Here is a 19166-nt window from a genome sequence, read left to right on the forward strand (position 1 = left end):
AGCAATTTAAAAGTTAGATTTTATCATAAAGCCACACTCGCAATAACGATAAAAGCTGGTCAACGTCTACAGGTTTTGTGATATAGTCTGAAGCTCCTGCTTTAATACATTTTTCTCGATCTCCAGTCATGGCTTTTGCCGTGACAGCTATTACAGCTAAGTTAAGAAATTTAGGATTACTTCTTATCTTTTCTGCCGTTTCATAACCATCCATGTTTGGCATCATCATATCTAGCAATACAACATCTGTGTCTGGATTTTCATCCAAAATCTTAATCGCTTCTTTTCCGTCAAAAGCTGTAATTACATTCATTCTAAAGGCTTCTAAAGCTTTAGAAAGCGAATAAATATTACGAACATCATCATCTACAATTAGTACTTTTTTCTCAAACAAAATATTGTTTAACGAATTCAGTTTCTTATGGCTTTCTTTTTTATTGTCTCCATTCTTCTTTTCTTCAACTAAATGAAGGAAAAGCGAAACCTCATCGAGCATTCTTTGGTACGAATGTGCAGTTTTTACAATAATAGAATCAGCATATTTTCTAATTTTCAGTTCTTCTTTTATAGACAAACTTTTTCCTGTAAAGACAATAACTGGCAGATTTTCTAATCCTGGACTTTTCTTTACGCCGTCTAAAATTTCGTATGCCTGTTTGTCTGGAATTCCCATATCTAGAATCACACAATCTACTTCTTCTTTGCCTAAAGCCGATAAACCTTCTGAAACTTCGCTTTTAATCTCAGAATTGATATTGTACGATTCTAAGAAATAAGCCAGCGCCTTTGCGTGTTTCGGGTTATCTTCAATAATTAAAACCTTTTGCGATTCTTTGTTGATGATATGCTCAATTCGCGTAAAAACTTCTGGAATTTTGTCGAAAGCAACTGGTTTGTCTAAGAAATCTACTGCTCCTTTCAGCAAACTTTCTTGTTTTAATTTGTGCGAAGACATGATGTGAACAGAAATATGTTTGGTATGAGAATTATTTTTTAATTCTTCCAAAACTTCCCAACCGCTTTTAATAGGAAGTTCGATATCCAATAAAATTCCGATTGGCTTATAGATCAAGGCAAAATTTAAAGCATAATCTCCTCTCACGGCAACTATTCCTTTGTATCCTTTTTTCTGTGTAAAAGCCAATAATGATTTAGCAAAACTAATATCATCTTCAACAATCAAGATTACTTTATCACCTTCAACAATAGAATCTCTGTCATCTTCAATTTCTTCAGGAATAACATCGCTGATGTATCTTGGTCTTGCATCTTCTTTTTCAGTTTCTTCTTCAACAATTTCTTCTTCCTCGATTCTATTAACCGAAATTTTATTCAAAGCGAATCCGAGAACTGTGAGACATAAAGTAAAACTACTTCCTTCATTTACTTTACTATGCAAAATGATTTCTCCTCTAAGTAATTTTGCCAATTCACGACTAATTGACAATCCTAATCCAGTTCCTCCATATTTGCGTTTCGTTGAGCCGTCTGCTTGCTGGAAAGCTTCGAAAATTAATGGCTGTTTTGCCAGAGGAATTCCAATTCCGGTATCTTTTACAATGAAACAGATCTCTTTATCATTGTCATCATTTATTTTAATTTCAAGACTTACCGTTCCTTTTTCAGTAAATTTAATGGCATTCGAAATCAGATTTTTTAAGATTTGCTCCAAACGCATTTTATCTGTTTTAATTACGATTGGTGCATCTTTGGTGATAATTTCAAAATTAATATTCTTTTCTTTCGCAACAATATGGAACAGATTGTACATATTATCTGTGATTTCCTTTGTAGAAACATCCAAGAATTCCAACTCCATTTTTCCTGCTTCAATCTTAGATAAATCAAGGATTTCATCAATTAAACCTAACAAACTGTTTCCAGAACTTTGAATCACTTTTGCGAATTCAATTTCTTCATTATTCATTGTTTGATTATTGTTTTCAGACAATAAACGGCTTAATAATAAAATTGAATTCAGCGGAGTTCTTAATTCGTGAGACATATTAGCCAAAAACTCTGATTTATAGCGAGTACTCAGCTCCAAAGCTTCCGATTTTTTCTGAATTTCTGTGTTTTTTTCTTCCAATAAAACACTTCTTTCCGATAATTCTTCATTGGTTTGTTCCAATTCTTCCTGCTGCACGCGAAGTTCCTCTTCAGAAGCTTGAAGTTTTTCTGTTTGTGCTTCTAATTCCGCATTCATTGCTTCTAATTCGCTGTGCTGAATTTGCAATTCCTCTGACTGAGATTTTGTTTCCTCTAATAATTCTAAAACTCTTTTACGGTTTTGAGTCGCTTTTAAAGCAATTCCGATATTATTAGCAACGATGTTCAAAAATTCCAACTGAAGCATTGAGAAACCATAAATACTTGCTAATTCTATCGCGCCTTCTACTTTATAATCCATCAGCGGAAGCGCCACAATATGCGTTGGTTTAATTTCTCCTAATGCATAATTGATCTGAATATCATCTGGCGAAAGTGTTTTCAGTTCCAGCATTTTACCCGAAACAATCGCCTGACCAATTAAGCCTTCACCTTTTTTAATTCTCTCTCTGCTTTTACTTGGAATGTAGCTGTAGCCTCCAGAAATTGTCATTTCTTCTCCATCCACAACATACAAAACTCCAGCGCTGCTGTTGGTATATTGGCACAAAAATTCAATTACATCTTTAGATAATTTTTGAATGGTTTTCTCACCCAGCATTTTATCATTTAGAGTTGCAACTCCCGACTGCAGCCATTCTTTTTGAGATAATAATTCGAAAGAACTTTTTAAAGAATCTTTCATTTCATGAATAGATGCTCCAAGCTCTCCTAAAGTATCAGCTTTTCTATCATCGATCTGAACATCATAATTTCCTTTAGCAATTTGAGTCGCAATTCCGCCAATTACTACCAACCTTTCTGCAATTTCTTTATCTTTTTTCTCTAATTCATTCTGCAATAAAGTTCTTTCGTTATAATCTTTTAGAACTCTGATCATGAACACAATAGAAATAAGAGTGGCTATAAAGAAAGCGATAACAATTAAAGCCAAACTATAATTGCCATAACGCTCTGAATTTGAGTTGCGCTCTTCTAAAAGTTTTTGCTCCGTATTTTCAATTTTCCTGATGATGGCTTTCATTCCGTTCATCATGTTCCTTCCTTCATTCAAATCGAAAATTAGAGTTTGCTTGCTCAAGCGTTTTTTTACAATTTGATTGTTTAAGTATTTAAAGAAACCCGAACGTTTATCAGCAAGTTCTTCTAGTAATTTTTTCTGTGCAGGATTATCAGATGTAAGTTCTTCCAATTTTTCAAAATAAGCATTTGATTTACTTTCTGCATCATTAAATCGATCTACAAACTGTTCGTCTCCTGTAAGCAAATATCCTCTCATGCTCGTTTGAGCTTCAGTAATAATCGACGAACCTTCATTTAGGTTATAAATTACATCCTGAGTATGATTTACCCAAAAATTACTGTTTAATAAGCTTTTAATACTAATAAACGAAGCAACCGAACTTATTGTAAGTACTAGCAATGAAACTAACGAACTTATTAATAAATTCCTTTTAAAATTACCATTCATATATTTCTAAATTATTTTTATTCGTATTTCAAAGGAAGCACAATAATAAAACTTGCACCCTCACCTGATTTACTTTTAGCCGTAATTAATCCGTTGTGTTTTTCTATGATTTTTTTTGCAATTGCAAGTCCAATTCCTGTTCCTTCATAGGTTTGACGGTCATTTAAACTTTGAAAGATAATGAAAATTCGATCCAAATAAATTTCATCAAAACCAATTCCGTTATCTTTTACAACAATTCTGCAAAATTTACCTTCTGGAGAAGTTGGACTTTCGATTGATTTTTCTAAAATGATTTCTGAAGTAATTTCTATTACTGGTTTTCCTTCATGTCCAGAAAATTTCAATGCATTTCCAATTAGATTCTGAAAAACCTGACGCATCTGACTCGGAATACTATCAATATTAGGAAGTTCATTAGTCTTAATAATAGCATTTTTCCGTTCAATAAGATAATCAAAATCCCCTAAAACTTCTTGTAAAACAACATTTAAGTCTGTTTTTTCAGGCTTAACCTGCGCCGAAAGTCTAGAATAAGCCAAAAGATCAGTAATTAAAGTCTGCATCCTTTCAGCCGATTTTATCGTTCGATCTACATAATCTACAGCTTTATCATCGGCTTTTAGATAAAGATCTTTTATAATTTTTATAAAAATTTGGATCTTTCTAATGGGCTCATTTAAATCATGAGAAACAACCCATGAAAATTGCTGCAGTTCATGATTTCGAAGTTCCAATTCTTCGTTTTTCTGAACTAATTCTTTTGTTCTTTCTGCAATTTTGATTTCAAGATTATCTTGTGCTTCTTTTCTAATTTTGATTTCTTTAGAAAGAAGATCTTTTATGGCTTTAAGTTCGTTTTGCTGTTCGTAGATTTTAATGAAAGTTTTTACTTTCAGTATCAGCAAATCGGTATCAACAGGTTTTGTAATGTATTCAACAGCGCCCGTTTCGTAGCCTTTAAAAATATATTTTTTCTCGGTATTAAGCGCTGAAAGAAAGATAACGGGAATATCTTTAGTACGTTTATTTCCTGATAGAATTTTCACTACTTCAAAGCCATCAAGTCCTGGCATTTGAACATCCATAATAATCAGACAATAATCTGTTTTTAGAATTTTTTTGAGTGCTTCTTCTCCAGATTCGGCACTATCAACATCGATATTATGCAGCTCCAATGTTTTCTTTAAGGCAATAATATTGGCCCTTATATCGTCTACAATTAATACCATGTCGGGAAGCTAAATCGGTTGTAAATCAAAACAGTTGAATTTAAATAAATATAAAAATTTTCTTATTTTTTTAATGAATTGCAAAATGCATCTCGATAAAATGATGCGGAAATTCTCAAATGTATAAAAAAAATAACGGGCAGGTTTTTTATTTAAATCGGAAATAGTTACAAAATTCCCATCTAGGGTTACAGTTTTTTCATTTCTGTGTGATTTATAACTTTTTAGAAATCACTTCTTTTTTTAACATTTTTTAAAATTGAACGTATTTTCATACATAAACAAGTGTTTTATTTTGATTGAGGCAAACAAAATTTCTTTTAAGACAAGCAAAATTTGATTGAAAAACTAATTTTAAGTAACATACAAATACTTCAAAAAAAGAAAAAAACATGAAAAAGAAACAAACATTCCCTGAGCAAAAACAAAATCTTCCTGGAAATGAATACATGATGAATCCTGAACCAGAAATTATAAGAGAGAATTATGTTGGAAGCGGAAAACTGTTAGGCAAAACAGCTTTTATTACAGGTGGTGACAGCGGTATAGGGAGAAGCGTTGCCGTACATTTTGCCAGAGAAGGCGCAAATATTGCCATTGTTTATTTAAAAGAAGACAAGGATGCTTTAGAGACTAAGGCAATGATTGAAAAAGAAGGTCAGCAATGTCTCCTGATAAGTGGCGATTTAAAAGATGAGAAATTCTGCCGATCGGCCATAAAAAAATGCCATACTACTTTTAAAAACATCAATATTATTGTGAATAATGCTGCTGTGCATTTTCCTCAAAATGAATTGGAAAACATAACAAATATTCAGCTGCATAAGACTTTTGAAACTAATATCTACCCTTTCTTTTATATCACTAAAGCAGCATTAGCTTTTCTAAAAGAAGGCGATGCTATCATCAATACAACTTCGGTAACTGCTTTTCGCGGAAGCGAACATTTAGCTGATTATGCGAGTACGAAAGGCGCGATTGTGAGTTTTACCAGATCGCTTTCTAGTATGTTGGCGAAAAAGAAAATACGTGTCAATGGCGTTGCACCTGGACCAATTTGGACACCTTTAATTGTGGCGAGTTTTGATAATTTATCTGATTTTGGAAAAGACAATCCAATGGAAAGAGCTGGTCAGCCGTCTGAAGTAGCGCCCGCTTATGTATTTTTGGCTTCTGAAGACAGTAGTTATATTACCGGGCAGTTTATTCATGTAAATGGCGGGGAATTGGTAGGTTAAAAAAGTTTCTAAGATGCTGAGATACTAAGGTTCTAAGTTTTTTTTAATCTACTTACTGAGCCTAATAACAAATAGCTTAGTAGCTCACAACCTTAAAAAATAAAAAAAATGAATTATATCGATATCATCGGACTTTTTGCGGGAGCGTGTGTAACAATGTCAACGATTCCGCAAATTATAAAGGTTTGGAAAACCAAAAAAGTGAAACAGATTTCGCTTAAAATGTTCGGCATTCTAACTTTCGGAATTGCAGTCTGGGTTGTTTATGGCATTTTGAAAAATGATTTCCCAATTGTAATTACCAACAGCATTTCGTTGATTTTAAATATTACAATGGTTTATTTTATTCTTTCTTATGAAAAGGAATAAATTATAAACGAAAAAAAACAGCCCGATCAAAGCTGTTTTTTTTTGAAAGTGAAGAATATGGTATGCTTACTAGCTAGCTAATTTTTGATTGTATGGTTTTAATTCCAATTGGTATTTTCGAGGTTGCAAGTTTCGTTTTAAAAACTGTACAGGCGCTGTAATCACTGCCAAATTTAAAGGAGTAAGCTTTTTAATTTCGCTTAATTGCTTAACTGCAAAATTCAGAATTGGAACAAACGGAGTTAAATAATTATAAGTATGTTGCGCTATTTCTAGTTCTAAAACTTCGCGAAGAATACTTTTCATTAATAAATAACGAATTGCTCCTTGATTTGGGATTCTTTTAAGTTCCTGAAATTTCTCACCAATTTTCTGATTTTCATCTCCTATATAAATGTAATTTCCAGAATTGCTTGTAAATATTTTTTTGACTTGACAAACAAAATCATTTTCTTTATTTTCGACTGTTGTTGGCATTCCAATTATTGAGAATTGAATTTGCTGATGGCTTTGAAAATACAATACACTATTAATCGTAGAAGAATTACTCATAATACCAGATTGTTGTCTTTTAAGACAATGAGTAGCGCCATCGGCACCAAAACTATGTAAAACATTTCCTTTCTCGCAATAAGCAAAAAACACAGGCGCAAAAGGATTAGATTCAATACTTAAACTAATTTCTTGATTAAAAATTAAATCAAAATTGAGATACGTCATTTCTTTTTCAAAACGAACTCCTGAAATGCTTCCTTTCGCCCATTTTGATTTAATTGTCAATTTATATTCTTTGGCAGTAACAGATAAGTCGCCACCAAAACTTTCTTTAAAGTTGTTAAAAATAGAATCAAATCCTCCAGTATTTATGTAAAGTTTTTTCATGGTTTAGTTTTTAATAAAGTGGTCAGTTATTATTTACGCACAAAAACCAACCTTGTTTTACTTCATTTCTATAATCCAAATTTCGTTTATATTGTCAGTCAATTCTTTATACAATTTTGGAGAGATTTTTCATAATTATTATTTAGAAGGTGCAAAGGTTTTGAGGTGCAAAGGTTCAAAGGTTTCTAATCTTTGTCTCTCTGAGCCTAAAACTGAATGAATTATTATTTTAGAGGTTTAAAGGAGAAAGATGCAAAGGTTCAGAGGTTTTATTTGAAGTTTGTTTTTGTCTAAAAGGTTTAGGACAAAGATTATAAACCTCTGAACCTTTGTCCCTATACACCTTTGCACCTAAAAAAAAGCAGCTGCTCCAAATAAATTTGGAACAACTGCTCATCAGCAAAATAAAAATACCAATCTATTTTTATTCTTTAAGTCAGTTCGTTTATGTCAGCATTTTTAGAATAATTAGCTTTCGGAATATCTTTAAAAAATTCAGCTTCTTCCAAATCGGCCATTGGGCCATATCCTAACAAATGAGTTCCTTTTCCACCGTCTTTAGTTTCAATTATATATAAAATAGACATATCATCAGGATCGCTCATTCCTTCATATCGATGATGTGCGACAATAAAAATATCTTGTGGTTTATAGACAACTTTACTTTCTGAATCTATCAAATGGTCATTTTCAAATAAATAATTTACTGTATATCCTTCTTCCTGATATCTTTTTATATTGTCGGTTTCGTGTTTTGAATCTTCTCTTTTCATGATTTCAGTTTTAATCTGTTTATCAAATTTCCGTATTGAAACCAGATAAAATTAACTCAATTGATTTTAATCTTGCCTCATTCAAAAATCGGCTTCAATGGAATATTTATTTTTTATTAATTTTAACAAAGCCAATATTTAGCTTAAAAAATAGCTTAAAATTAGCTGATTATAATTACAATAAAATACCAAATCTTAATGAATAAAAACTGTGATTTTCTGGCAAATGGAGGAGAAATGGGAGAACTTACCCGTGCCAAAGATTGGAGCAAAACACCTGTTGGACCAATAGAATTATGGCCACAAAGCCTTCGTACCACTTTAGGAATTCTTTTAAACTCCAAATTCCCCATGTTTCTATTTTGGGGACCAGATCATATTTGTTTTTACAATGATGCTTATCGTCCGAGTTTAGGAAACAACGGCAAACATCCGTCGATTTTGGGAGAAAAAGGTGCAGAATATTGGTCTGAAATCTGGGATTTTATTAAACCTTTAATCGATCAGGTACTTCAAAAAGGTGAGGCTACATGGCACAAAGATCAACTATTGCCAATTTATAGAAACGGACAAATGGAAGATGTTTACTGGACTTTTAGCTATAGTCCCGTAAATGATGAAAACGGAAAACCAAACGGTGTTTTAGTGGTTTGCAATGAAACTACTAACCAAATAATTACTCTTAAAAAACTAGAAGAAAGCGAAAAACGTTTTAGAAATACAGTCAAACAATTGCCGCTGGGAATTTGTGTTTTAAAAGGAGCCGATCTAATTGTCGAAATGGCAAACACAACTTATCTCCATATCATCGACAAAGAAGAAAGTGCTATTTTAAATAAACCTATTTTTGATTCTGTTCCCGAAACAAGAGAAACAGCCTATCCTTTTTTAAAAAATGTTTTCGAAACTGGTGTTCCCTATTATGCTGATGAATTTGCTGTTACCTTAAATCGCTACAGTAAACAAGATTTAGCCTATTTTAATCTCGTTTTTTATCCTCTAAAAGAGGAAAATGAGGTTATTACTGGCGTTATTGTGGTTGCTTACGAAGTCACAGAAGAAGTAAAAGGAAGACATTTATTGACAGAAAGCGAAAAAGCTTTTAAAAATATTGTAATGGAATCGCCAATTGCAATGGCTATCTTTAGAGGAAAAGATTACATCATTGAAATGGCCAATTTAACAATGATGCATAATATCTGGCAAAAGAAAGAAAAAGATTGTATTGGCAAGCCTTTATTGGAAGTTTTTCCGGAGTTATTAGATCAAAAATATCCTGGATTATTGAATGAAGTTTTGAACAATGGAAAAACAATTCAGGAGAATGAGGCAGTTGCTTATGTAGATATTAATGGAAAACTCAAAAAATTCTACCTCGATTACGAGTATACAACCCTCTATGAAAAAAATGGAAAAGCATCGGGAATTATGTGCACCGTTTTTGATGTAACTTCTAAAGTGAAAGCTCGAAAAAAAGTTGAAACTGCCGAGGAAAGGGTTCGATTAGCTGCAGAAATTGGAGAAATTGCCATGTGGGATTTAAATCTTAATAATAAAGAATTAGTCTACAGCGACAATATTCTCGATATTTTCGGTTTTGATAAAAATAGAAAAATTATTCATCAGGATATTCGAAATCGTATTCTTCCAGAAGATGAACATATAGTGGCAGATGCTTTCGCGAAAGCATTAAAAACGGGGATTTACAAATATGAAGCACGAATTTTAAAATTAGATAATTCGGTTGCATGGATTAAAGTGCACGGAAAGATCTTTTTTGACGATAATCATAATCCCTCAAAAATGATGGGAACTGTAATGGATTTTACAATTGAAAAAGAAATCCAGCAGGTACTGATGAAGAATGAAAAAAAATTCAGACTCCTCGCCGACTCTATGCCCCAGTTTATTTGGACAAGTGATACTTTGGGAAATCTGAATTATTTTAATGAAACAGTTTACAATTATTCTGGTTTATCTCCAGAAGAAATTGAAAAAAATGGATGGCTTCAAATTGTACATCCAGACGATCGAGAAGAAAATGTAAAACTCTGGATGGAAGCCGTAAAAACAGGTAAAGATTTCTTATTCATTCACCGATTCAAACGCTATGATGGCGAATATAGATGGCAATTAAGCCGTGCAATTGCACAAGTAGACGAATCTGGAAAAGTGCAAATGTGGGTGGGCACAAGCACGGATATTGAAGATCAAAAGAATTTTACCAATCAGCTGGAAGACCAAATTTTTGAACGTACAACACAGCTTGAGCTCAAAAATAGAGATTTAGTTAATATGAATATTGAACTGCAGTCGTTTGCCTATATTTCAAGTCACGATCTTCAGGAACCTTTGCGAAAGATTCAAACTTTTGCCAGCCGTTTGGCCGATTTAGATGAAAAGAATATTTCTGCTACTGCCAAAACTTATTTAAATAGAATTGAGTTTTCTGCCAAGAAAATGCAGGATCTCATACAAGATTTATTAACCTATTCGCGTGCCAATTCTGCAGATCGAATTTTTACAACAGTTAAAATTGATGAAATTGCTGACGAAGTTGTAAGTGATTTTTCAGATCGGATTGAAGAAAAAAATGCGATTGTTGAATACCATAATTTAGGAAAAGCTACACTTATTCAGTTTCAGTTCAAACAATTACTTCATAATTTAGTCGAAAATGCATTGAAGTTTTCTAGACCTGGAATTCCTCCAATTGTAAAAATCTCCGTAACGCAAATTGACGGAAAATTGCTTCCTAATGCCGAATTTAAAGATAAAACCTATTATCATCTCCAAGTTTCAGACAACGGAATTGGTTTTGATCCTGTTTATAAAGAAAAAATCTTCGAAGTTTTTCAGCGTTTAAATACTGAAAGTGAATATCGAGGAACTGGAATTGGTCTTGCGATTGTGAAAAAAATCGTCGAAAACCACAAAGGATTTATTGATGCTACGAGTGAAAAAGGCAAAGGATCTGTTTTTAATGTTTACTTTCCCGATTTATCCGAAATCAGTATTTAAAAACAAAATTTGATTGCGTTGGAATAAATTTATTCCAGTCAATTTGAATCGCGTGTTCGATTGATTTTATAATATCGCTCATTAAAACAGGCTTTGTAATAAAACAATTAGCGCCAAGATCACGGCATTTTTCAATAATACTAGGTTCACTCGAGGTAGAATAAATCACAACGGGAATGTCTTTTTGGTAATCTGAATTTCGAAGTTCTTCTAAAACATCAAATCCATTTTTTCCAGGCATATTTAAATCCAAAAAAACTACATAGGGTGTTGCAGGCGGATGAAAAATAGCATTTAGGAAATTTTGACCAGCTGAATAAGTTTGAAGTTTAATATTCTGCGGTATAGATTCTACGGCGTCAGCAAAAATGCTCAAATCATCTTCGTCATCATCGGTATAGAAAATAGTAAAATCTGTCATCGCATTTTTTGGCTGAGAATTATAATCTTTCAAAGATAATGTAATTTTATGTAACAAATAGATATTGGCTCGATTTCCCTCAAAATATAAGCAAATTGAAATCTCATAATTTATAAGTTTAATTATATAATCCAAAAAAGAACAAAAAACGCCAACTTTACTTTAGACATTTACAAGCGAAATTATTTGTTTGTCAAATAGTTAAAAATTAAACATATAACTTTAAAATATAATGTTATGGGCGATCATAAAGACCTTACAGATGAATTTGCAGTAGACAAAATAAAAGATCTAGCTGAACATATTAAAACTTGCATGTTTTGTACATACAACGAATACAGACTGCAATCGCGACCAATGTCTGTTCAAAAAATTGATGATTTAGGACAGCTTTGGTTTTTATCTGACCGAAACAGCAGTCAGAATGCAGAAATTACTTTAAATCCGATGGTAGAAATTTTCTTTTCTGAACCACATGATAAGTTTTTAACGCTTCATGGAACGGCCAGTATTTCCTACGATCGAGAAACAATTGAAAAATTATGGAATCCAGTCGTAAAAATTTGGATGCCTGGCGGTATAGATGATCCAAATTTGAGTGTGATTAAAGTAATTCCTGAAGATGGTTATTATTGGAACAACAAAAACAGAAAAATGGTCGCTATTGCAAAAATGACGGCTGCTTTTGTTACAGGAAAAACAATGGATGACGGAATTGAAGGAAGTTTGAAACTGTAGTTATCTTAACCACATAATTTAACCGCAAAGATGCAAGGGTTACGCAAAGTTCGCAAAGAAATTTCTTTCTTGCTTTGCGTTAAATTCTTACTCTTTGCGGTTATTCTTTTCTGTTATCCTAATTTTATTTCACGCAGATTAAGCAGATTTAAAACAGATTTTTTTTAATCTGCATGATCTGCGTAATCTACGTGAAACAAAAAGTTAAACAGAACACAAAGCTTTGCGTACTTTTTTACACATCTGGATAAGTCTTCAAATAAAAAATCTTAGCGTACTTTGCGTTAAAAAATAACGCAATAAAAAACAATGCATTAAAAAACTAAACAGTCATTCTTTTTAACTCCAAAGCATTCAAAATTCCTGCTTCGCTTGCTGTGTTATTGAAATATATAAATCCTTTTTTGGAATCAATCTCATTGTTTACCTGTTTTAATTCTTCTGTAGAATAACTGGAATGAAATAATTTCGGAATTCCATGAAATCGAATATAAAGCAATGGAAAATCCTTAAAAATAGTTTGCGGAAGATTAGGGTGACTTACACTGCAAAACGTAATGTTATTGTCTTTAAAAACATTCCAAACCTCAGCATTCCACCAACTTTCATGACGAAATTCAACCACATTTTTAAATTTATAATTAAGAATTCCAATTATAGTTTCTAATTTTTCTCTGCTAAAATCATAACTCGGCGGAAATTGAAATAAAACTGCGGCGAGTTTATCTTTCATTCCTTCTTTGCAAACTTCATAAAAGTCATCTAGGAGACTTTCGCAATCCTTCAACTTTTTGATATGCGTGATTTCTTTCGGCACTTTGACCGAAAACAAAAAATATTCTGGCGTTTTATTGTACCAATTTTGAAAAATTCTAACGGTTGGAAATTTATAAAAACTTCCATTAAATTCGTATGTATCAAAATGCTGGCAATAGAATTCGAACCATTTTTTGGAAGGCAAATTTTGAGGATAAAAAACAGTCTTCCAAAAACTATTGTAAAAGCTGGAACAGCCTATTATTATTTGATTTTTCATTTGTATAATTGTTGGCAATTCGGGCAGAAAAAACTTCTGCGTTTTCGTTCTCCTGTCTGTTTTTTTTGAAACGGAAGGTTGCATCTCAAACAAACATTTTTGGTATAAGCTTCCCAATGCTGTTTCAATTCAAATTTCTTTTTCCAATATAAAAATTCAAAGCTGTAAGTAGAGCATTCTCCTATTAGCTGACTGGCTACATGGGGCGGAATCTTCCCCACAACCGATTCTGGATGAACATAACAGCGGTACAAAACTTCATTTTTAATGATGTTCCCTACTCCCGAAAAAATATCTTGATCTAAAATGACATCACAAATCATTTTTTCTTGCATTTTTTCTAAACTCAATTGTGCTTTCTTCGGATTCCAATTTTCGTTCATGACATCAACACTCCAATCATAATGAGAATTGATATCACCTTCAAGAATTTTAACAGAACAAGTATAAAAATTAAGTTCGCCGTTTTCAAAAACCAAACTTAGTCGAGGTTTAGAGATTTTGCGCTCATTTATTCGGTAGGTTCCAAACATAAGCAAGTGAATTTTCACTGTAAAAGAATCAAAACAGATTAAAAAGTGTTTTCCCCAGGTTTTAAACGCAAGTATGGTTTTATCCTTTAGACGCGAAATATCAATATTGGTATTTCCAGAAACAGAAATTATTTTCTGTCCTGCAAATTGCTGTACTTCTTCTCTTAAGATTACTATTGACGGACCTTCGGGCATATACTATATTTTTATTTAATTAAAAAGTGCAGTCCGTAAACTGCACTTTAATTACATTTCTAAATGTTTTATTCAATTTCTGCAGCTTCGAGATTGACTGCATTAACAGCAACTTCTGTGAGCGTTTTATCGGCACCTTTTTCTTCATCAAGTGTTTGTTCCAATAAAGTAGCCGCTTCTGGCAAACCAAGAGTTTCCGCAAATTGTCGTAAAGTACCGTAAGTCGCAATTTCATAATGTTCTATTTTCTGACTTGCAGCGATAATTCCAGCATCGCGAACTACGCCAATTTCGGTTTCTTCCAACATTCCTTTTGCTTCTTCGATCAAACCTTCCATAGCATCGCATTTTTTGGCTGTTGGTTTTTGTCCAATAATTTTAAAAACTTGCTCTAGACGAGTAATTTGCTCTTCTGTTTCTGTTAAATGGTTGTCGATTGCGTCTTTCAATTCAACCGAAGTTGCATTTTTAACCATTACTGGCAGTGCTTTGGTCAAAGCTTTTTCTGCCCAATAAATATCTTTTAAGGCTTCCTCAAATAATTCGTTTAATCCCGATGCAGCATTTGATTTTGGTTTTGTAACTCCTCTTGGAGTAGTTTCTTTTGCAGACGTTTTTGTTTTACTATCAGTAGTTTTCATGGTAATAATTTTTTATAATTAATATGATTGTAAAATTACAGTCTCAAAAAATGGACTGGTTATATGATTTCATATTAAAATTCCATTCTAAACATCTGTTAATTATACAATTAGACTTTATAATTTTATAATAGATTCGTATTTCTTCATAGTAGCTTTGTATATATTTAATCATAAAAACAAGATATCATGAATACTATCAATAAAAAAGACAGCTATAACAAAGATTTAAAAAATCATTTTTCTGATGATCGAAATTTAGGCGAAGATCTAAAAGACGATAGAAGACAAGTAGATAATGACAATCGAGAAATTGCAGAACGCGGTTACACAGTTAGAAACGGACATAATCCGAACAGGCCTAATCCTGACCAGGAAGATTACGTTAGCGATGATGATTTAGATGATCTAAACGATGATTTTCATAACGACAGAGATCTAGAAGACAATAACGACGATATTTATGAAGTAGAATTGGATGATGATAATTATGTTGAAGAAAATGATGAGTTTGATAATCCGTCAGATTTGAAAGAAGATGAATTTGATTTTAATGAAACTGAAGACGTTTTAGAAGACATCGATGATGAGGATGAAGACGACGAAGATGATGATTTTGAAGATGACGATGAAGACGATTACATAGAAGAAGATATCGACGACGATAATGATTATGTTGAAGATGATGTACAAGAAGACAATGATGACGAAGAATATCCTGAAAATGATCCGCGCCGATTTTAATATTCTACTTTAGAGAAATAAAAAACCGTCTCGTTAAAAAACGAGACGGTTTTTTTTGAGCTTAAATTTAACAATTTAATCTATAACAATTCTTAACAGAAATAACAAATAACCATTTTTGAATTATTAAAACCAGAAACGACACATTGCAAATGAATGTGCCGTTTTAATTTGTCGTTTATTTAACTGATATTCTTATACTCTCGATCTTCCGCTGATTAAGGAAATAACGAATAAAACTAAAAATATAAAGAATAAAATTTTTGCAATACTTGCGGCTCCAGCGGCAATTCCGCCAAAACCAAATATTCCCGCCACAATGGCTAGAATAATAAAAGTGACTGTCCAACGTAACATAACAATAGTTTTTTAGTTAATACTGATTTTGTTTGTATTCAAAATTTTATGCTTTTAGAGAGATGCATAAACTCTTTTATGAACATGATGAATTTAAATTGATTTCATAATTCTGAATCAACTCAGAAAATGCGATTTCTGATTTCGTAAAATATTTTCTTGCGCTTCGGCTCTTTTGAGCCAAATCGAAATATTTTTGGATGGAACCATCTTCATAAGTCGAAATCAAAAGCGGATGAACGTAATAATCTTTGCAAACTTTTCTTGTGTTTCCAAGCGCTTCGGCTGTTAAATCAAAGGCTGTAATTATATTCTGTTTGATTTCTTTTTCATCTGAAGTGATTCCCATTTCCATTAAACTTTCAAAGAAAATAATTGATGCTGCCCAAGTTCTAAAATCTTTCGCGCTGAAATATTCGCCCGAAATATGGTGCAGATATTCATTTACAGCGTGACTATCTAAAACTTTTCTTTCTCCGTTTTTATCGTAATATTTAAAAACTTCGTAACCTGGAATTTCTTCACAACGGCTTACCAATTTTATTAGTTGCTTGTTTCGGGTCGTAATGGTATGCTGTTTTCCTTTTTTGCCAATAAATTCAAATCGAAGTGAATTTCTATTAATGTTGATATGACGTTTTCTAAGAGTAGAAAGTCCGTACGATTTGTTGTCTTTGGCGTACTTCTCATTTCCGATTCTGATATGTGTCTCTTCCATTAACCGAATCACTAAAGCGGTTACTTTTTCTTTAGACCATTCTTTCTGTTCCAAATCAAGATCGACTTGCTTTCTAATGGATGGCAGTTTTGCACCAAATTCAGCTATTTTATAAAACTTCGTTTGATTCCGAATCAAATTCCATTTTGGATGATAGCGGTATTGTTTTCTATTTTTTAAATCTGTTCCAACGGCTTGCAAATGTCCGTTTGTAATATCAGTTATTCGGACATTTTCCCAAGCTGGCGGAAGTACTAGACTATTAATGCGTTTAATTTCATGTTTGCTTTTCACGTTTTTTCCGTTCTTTTTATAAACGAAATTTTCTCCTTCGCGGCAGCGTACAATTGTCAATTGATTATCATTGATGTATTCCAAATCTAATTTTTCAATTACTAAATGAGGTGCTTTAATCAGCTGATTCATTAAGATTTCTTTTTTGGCTGCAGCATTCATGTTATTTAAATTTTTATCACACTATTGTTTTATTTTAAATTTTAATTATTTCTAAGCGATTCTATTAGATCTTTTTTGTTCATATTAGATCTTCCTTTTATGCCCACTTTACTGGCTTGTTTTAGAAGTTCATCTTTTGTCCATTCGTCATAAGGCTTTGCTTTTCCACCTTTCTTTCCTGCATCTGGCGTGTTTGCGATACGAGCCGATTTTTCTTTGCTATATCCTTTTTTTACCAATGCTTCATATTGCTCTTCATTCTTAATTCTTGGATCTGGCATAACTTTAAAATTTAAGATTAACATTTAGACATTCTGTGTCGAAAACTGTTAAGTCAAAATTCATTAATAACTAAGGATTTTCTGTTATAGAATTTTAGTTTGAAATTTCAAATTTGTAGGATGGGAATTGTGTAAATTGTTGATGGTTAATGGTTGATGGTTGAACAAAAAAAATCCCAACTCTTTTGGAATTGGGATTAAATTAATTTACCGAGTTTATTTTTAGGTGAACAAAATTCTTTCAGCTTAATACTTTTACAGCTTCCAGGAATTTGAATTGTGAGAAGTATGGTTCATATTTAAAATATCAGCTCCAGCTCATATTTATCAAAACTTTATTTCCTGTAATTTCTACCCTTCCTCCATAAGATTGCAAGCTTTTTGGGTGAATTTCATAAATCTTAGTGTTTTCTTTAATCTCTGGAATATTATTTTGAAAGCCTTTGCTTAGTTGCATCCATTTCTTTATTTCAGATTCAGAACTTTCAAATTCTATAATAAATTGTCGCGTAAAAATAGAGCCTTTTTTTTCCATACTAATTATTTCTGAATTTTTAGGGAGTTTTTCAAGCTGTCCCCAACTTAAAGCACATTTAATAGCATCTTCTTTTTGCCAAGGCATTACAAAAGAGGAAAAATAGTTTAGGTATAAGGAAAAAATTCCTAACAAAAATAATATCGAAAATATCTTAATGATCTTCATTTGAAAATAATTTTAAACCAATTAATCACATTTAATATTCTTATAATCCTGTATTTTGTCATCATATTCTAGGCAAGTCTTTTTTACCAAAATCATTTTATTATTGACTACTTTATATTCGGCTCTTTCAATGCTTCTTCCTGCACAGCATTGATTGTGCTCGTAAATTCTTTTGGTTTTACTGTCGAATTCTAAAGAAGTTCCGCTGAAACTGCTTTCAAAATATTTACCTGTTTTCGGATTAAAGAGAAAATATATTCGTGAAGTATTTGGTCCTGCATAACTGGATTCAAAAACGGAGAATTCTTCAAATCCATCAAAATTATAATCGCCTGTATTTACATTGTACAATCCCCAAAGCTGACATGCGACATCGACTTTCTGAATTAATTTATCGGTCTTTTTTTCAATAATTTTTATTCCTGAAACTCCAGAAGAACCGCCTTTTTCTTTCGAAATGACTAATTTAAAATACTTGTCTTTTAAAGAAACTGGCTGTAAAATCTCTCTTTCTGTCCATTCTTCGCCATTATTATTGAGGTCAAATTCTTTCGTCAAACTTATTTTAAGTTCTTTTCCCGAAATCAAATCTTTCCAAATTCCGTTTAATTGATCACTTTCAGCACTATAATTTTCGAAACTCAATTTCGCGGTTTCTTTATCATTTTTATCCTTTTCTGTAAATACTAAAGTTTTGCCATTCAATTTAGCATTTAAAACAATTGAAGTATCAAAATTGCAATAAGCATAAATTGCCGTTCCTTGTCCGTCAGAATAAATGTCAGTTACAAACTCAATTGGATATTTATCAATGAAACCTTTATAATTGATTTGGGCTGATGCAAAAATTGTCATTAAAAGAAATAGAATTGTAATTTTTTGTTTCATGAATAATATTTCTGATTACAAGTTTTAAATTAAAAATTATTTTGATAAATCATTTAAATGATCCATCATCATTAATAAATTGAAATTCTAATAAATGTTCCAAATTGACCACGCCAATCTTCAGTGTCATTTTCTATTGCCGTATCCCAACGAATCACTCCACAAAAATTAGACTTATCTAATTCATCTTTTATAACAACTCCTAATTCGTTATTTAAAGAGACTTTCATTCCATAATTAAAATCATTTTCCATAAAATAGATTTTGAGCTAATATAGAAATTTAACTACATCTTAATCCTATAACAATCCATAAAAATCCTGTAAAATTTTCTTACAGCTTCTCTATAATTTTACATTA

The 19166-nt window shown here is 32.0% G+C and carries 18 protein-coding genes and 1 pseudogene; 5 read left to right on the forward strand and 14 right to left on the reverse strand.

What is annotated here, in order from left to right:
- Positions 1-13 precede the first annotated feature (13 nt).
- Positions 14-3580 carry a response regulator gene (locus OD917_RS10320; RefSeq protein WP_263523453.1) on the reverse strand — a complete coding sequence of 1189 codons (3567 nt, stop codon included), beginning with the start codon at positions 3578-3580 and terminating at the stop codon, positions 14-16.
- 17 nt (positions 3581-3597) lie between these two features.
- Positions 3598-4812, reverse strand: coding sequence for a response regulator (locus tag OD917_RS10325; RefSeq protein WP_263523454.1), 1215 nt, complete (start codon positions 4810-4812; stop codon positions 3598-3600).
- Between the two features lie 380 nt (positions 4813-5192).
- On the opposite strand from OD917_RS10325, the pseudogene OD917_RS10330 reads away from it, so the two are divergent.
- Positions 5193-6050 (forward strand): annotated as a pseudogene (locus tag OD917_RS10330) (SDR family oxidoreductase); the annotation flags it as partial.
- A gap of 108 nt (positions 6051-6158) precedes the next feature.
- Positions 6159-6419: a SemiSWEET family sugar transporter gene (locus OD917_RS10335; RefSeq protein WP_263523455.1), complete on the forward strand. Its 261-nt coding sequence runs from the start codon at positions 6159-6161 to the stop codon at positions 6417-6419.
- 69 nt (positions 6420-6488) lie between these two features.
- On the opposite strand, the gene OD917_RS10340 is transcribed toward OD917_RS10335, so the two are convergent.
- Both OD917_RS10340 and OD917_RS10345 read right to left on the reverse strand, forming a co-directional pair.
- A complete protein-coding gene (locus OD917_RS10340) occupies positions 6489-7301 on the reverse strand; it encodes a hypothetical protein (protein ID WP_263523456.1) in 813 nt (270 codons plus the stop codon).
- A 431-nt stretch (positions 7302-7732) separates the two neighbouring features.
- On the reverse strand, positions 7733-8074 hold the full coding sequence (locus OD917_RS10345) for a hypothetical protein (RefSeq protein ID WP_263523457.1): 342 nt from the start codon (positions 8072-8074) through the stop codon (positions 7733-7735).
- A 198-nt stretch (positions 8075-8272) separates the two neighbouring features.
- Here OD917_RS10345 and OD917_RS10350 point away from each other — a divergent pair, with 198 nt between their 5' ends.
- On the forward strand, positions 8273-11095 hold the full coding sequence (locus OD917_RS10350) for a PAS domain-containing protein (RefSeq protein ID WP_263523458.1): 2823 nt from the start codon (positions 8273-8275) through the stop codon (positions 11093-11095).
- On the opposite strand, the gene OD917_RS10355 is transcribed toward OD917_RS10350, so the two are convergent.
- Positions 11085-11549 carry a response regulator gene (locus OD917_RS10355; protein ID WP_263523459.1) on the reverse strand — a complete coding sequence of 155 codons (465 nt, stop codon included), beginning with the start codon at positions 11547-11549 and terminating at the stop codon, positions 11085-11087. The two genes, OD917_RS10350 and OD917_RS10355, sit on opposite strands and share 11 nt — an antisense overlap.
- A 204-nt stretch (positions 11550-11753) precedes the next feature.
- Between OD917_RS10355 and OD917_RS10360 the strand changes: the two genes are divergently transcribed.
- Positions 11754-12254, forward strand: coding sequence for a pyridoxamine 5'-phosphate oxidase family protein (locus OD917_RS10360; protein ID WP_263523460.1), 501 nt, complete (start codon positions 11754-11756; stop codon positions 12252-12254).
- Positions 12255-12576: 322 nt separating this feature from the next.
- Here OD917_RS10360 and OD917_RS10365 read toward each other — a convergent pair whose 3' ends face one another.
- The 3 genes from OD917_RS10365 to OD917_RS10375 form a co-directional block, all read right to left on the reverse strand.
- Entirely contained in the window at positions 12577-13290 is a 714-nt protein-coding gene (locus tag OD917_RS10365) for a DUF72 domain-containing protein (protein ID WP_263523461.1), read from the reverse strand.
- The gene (locus OD917_RS10370; protein WP_263523462.1) at positions 13287-14018 is read right to left on the reverse strand and encodes a DNA-formamidopyrimidine glycosylase family protein; all 732 of its coding nucleotides are present in this window, start codon (positions 14016-14018) and stop codon (positions 13287-13289) included. Before OD917_RS10370 ends, OD917_RS10365 begins: the two co-directional genes overlap by 4 nt.
- 68 nt (positions 14019-14086) lie before the next feature.
- Entirely contained in the window at positions 14087-14659 is a 573-nt protein-coding gene (locus tag OD917_RS10375) for a ferritin-like domain-containing protein (RefSeq protein WP_263523463.1), read from the reverse strand.
- A 189-nt stretch (positions 14660-14848) separates the two neighbouring features.
- Between OD917_RS10375 and OD917_RS10380 the strand changes: the two genes are divergently transcribed.
- The gene (locus OD917_RS10380; RefSeq protein WP_263523464.1) at positions 14849-15403 is read left to right on the forward strand and encodes a hypothetical protein; all 555 of its coding nucleotides are present in this window, start codon (positions 14849-14851) and stop codon (positions 15401-15403) included.
- 195 nt (positions 15404-15598) lie between these two features.
- On the opposite strand, the gene OD917_RS10385 is transcribed toward OD917_RS10380, so the two are convergent.
- The 6 genes from OD917_RS10385 to OD917_RS10410 form a co-directional block, all read right to left on the reverse strand.
- A complete protein-coding gene (locus OD917_RS10385) occupies positions 15599-15760 on the reverse strand; it encodes a DUF1328 domain-containing protein (protein ID WP_012026284.1) in 162 nt (53 codons plus the stop codon).
- Positions 15761-15836: 76 nt separating this feature from the next.
- The gene (locus OD917_RS10390; RefSeq protein ID WP_263523465.1) at positions 15837-16934 is read right to left on the reverse strand and encodes a DNA topoisomerase IB; all 1098 of its coding nucleotides are present in this window, start codon (positions 16932-16934) and stop codon (positions 15837-15839) included.
- Between the two features lie 41 nt (positions 16935-16975).
- A complete protein-coding gene (locus tag OD917_RS10395; protein WP_263523466.1) occupies positions 16976-17215 on the reverse strand; it encodes a Rho termination factor N-terminal domain-containing protein in 240 nt (79 codons plus the stop codon).
- Positions 17216-17522: 307 nt separating this feature from the next.
- On the reverse strand, positions 17523-17918 hold the full coding sequence (locus OD917_RS10400; protein ID WP_263523467.1) for a hypothetical protein: 396 nt from the start codon (positions 17916-17918) through the stop codon (positions 17523-17525).
- Between the two features lie 21 nt (positions 17919-17939).
- A complete protein-coding gene (locus tag OD917_RS10405) occupies positions 17940-18806 on the reverse strand; it encodes an XAC2610-related protein (protein ID WP_263523468.1) in 867 nt (288 codons plus the stop codon).
- Positions 18807-18877: 71 nt separating this feature from the next.
- Positions 18878-19060 (reverse strand): hypothetical protein, encoded by a 183-nt coding sequence (locus tag OD917_RS10410; protein ID WP_263523469.1) that lies wholly within the window; start codon positions 19058-19060, stop codon positions 18878-18880.
- Positions 19061-19166 lie beyond the last annotated feature (106 nt).

This window comes from Flavobacterium sp. SH_e (assembly GCF_025717045.1).
GTDB lineage: Bacteria > Bacteroidota > Bacteroidia > Flavobacteriales > Flavobacteriaceae > Flavobacterium.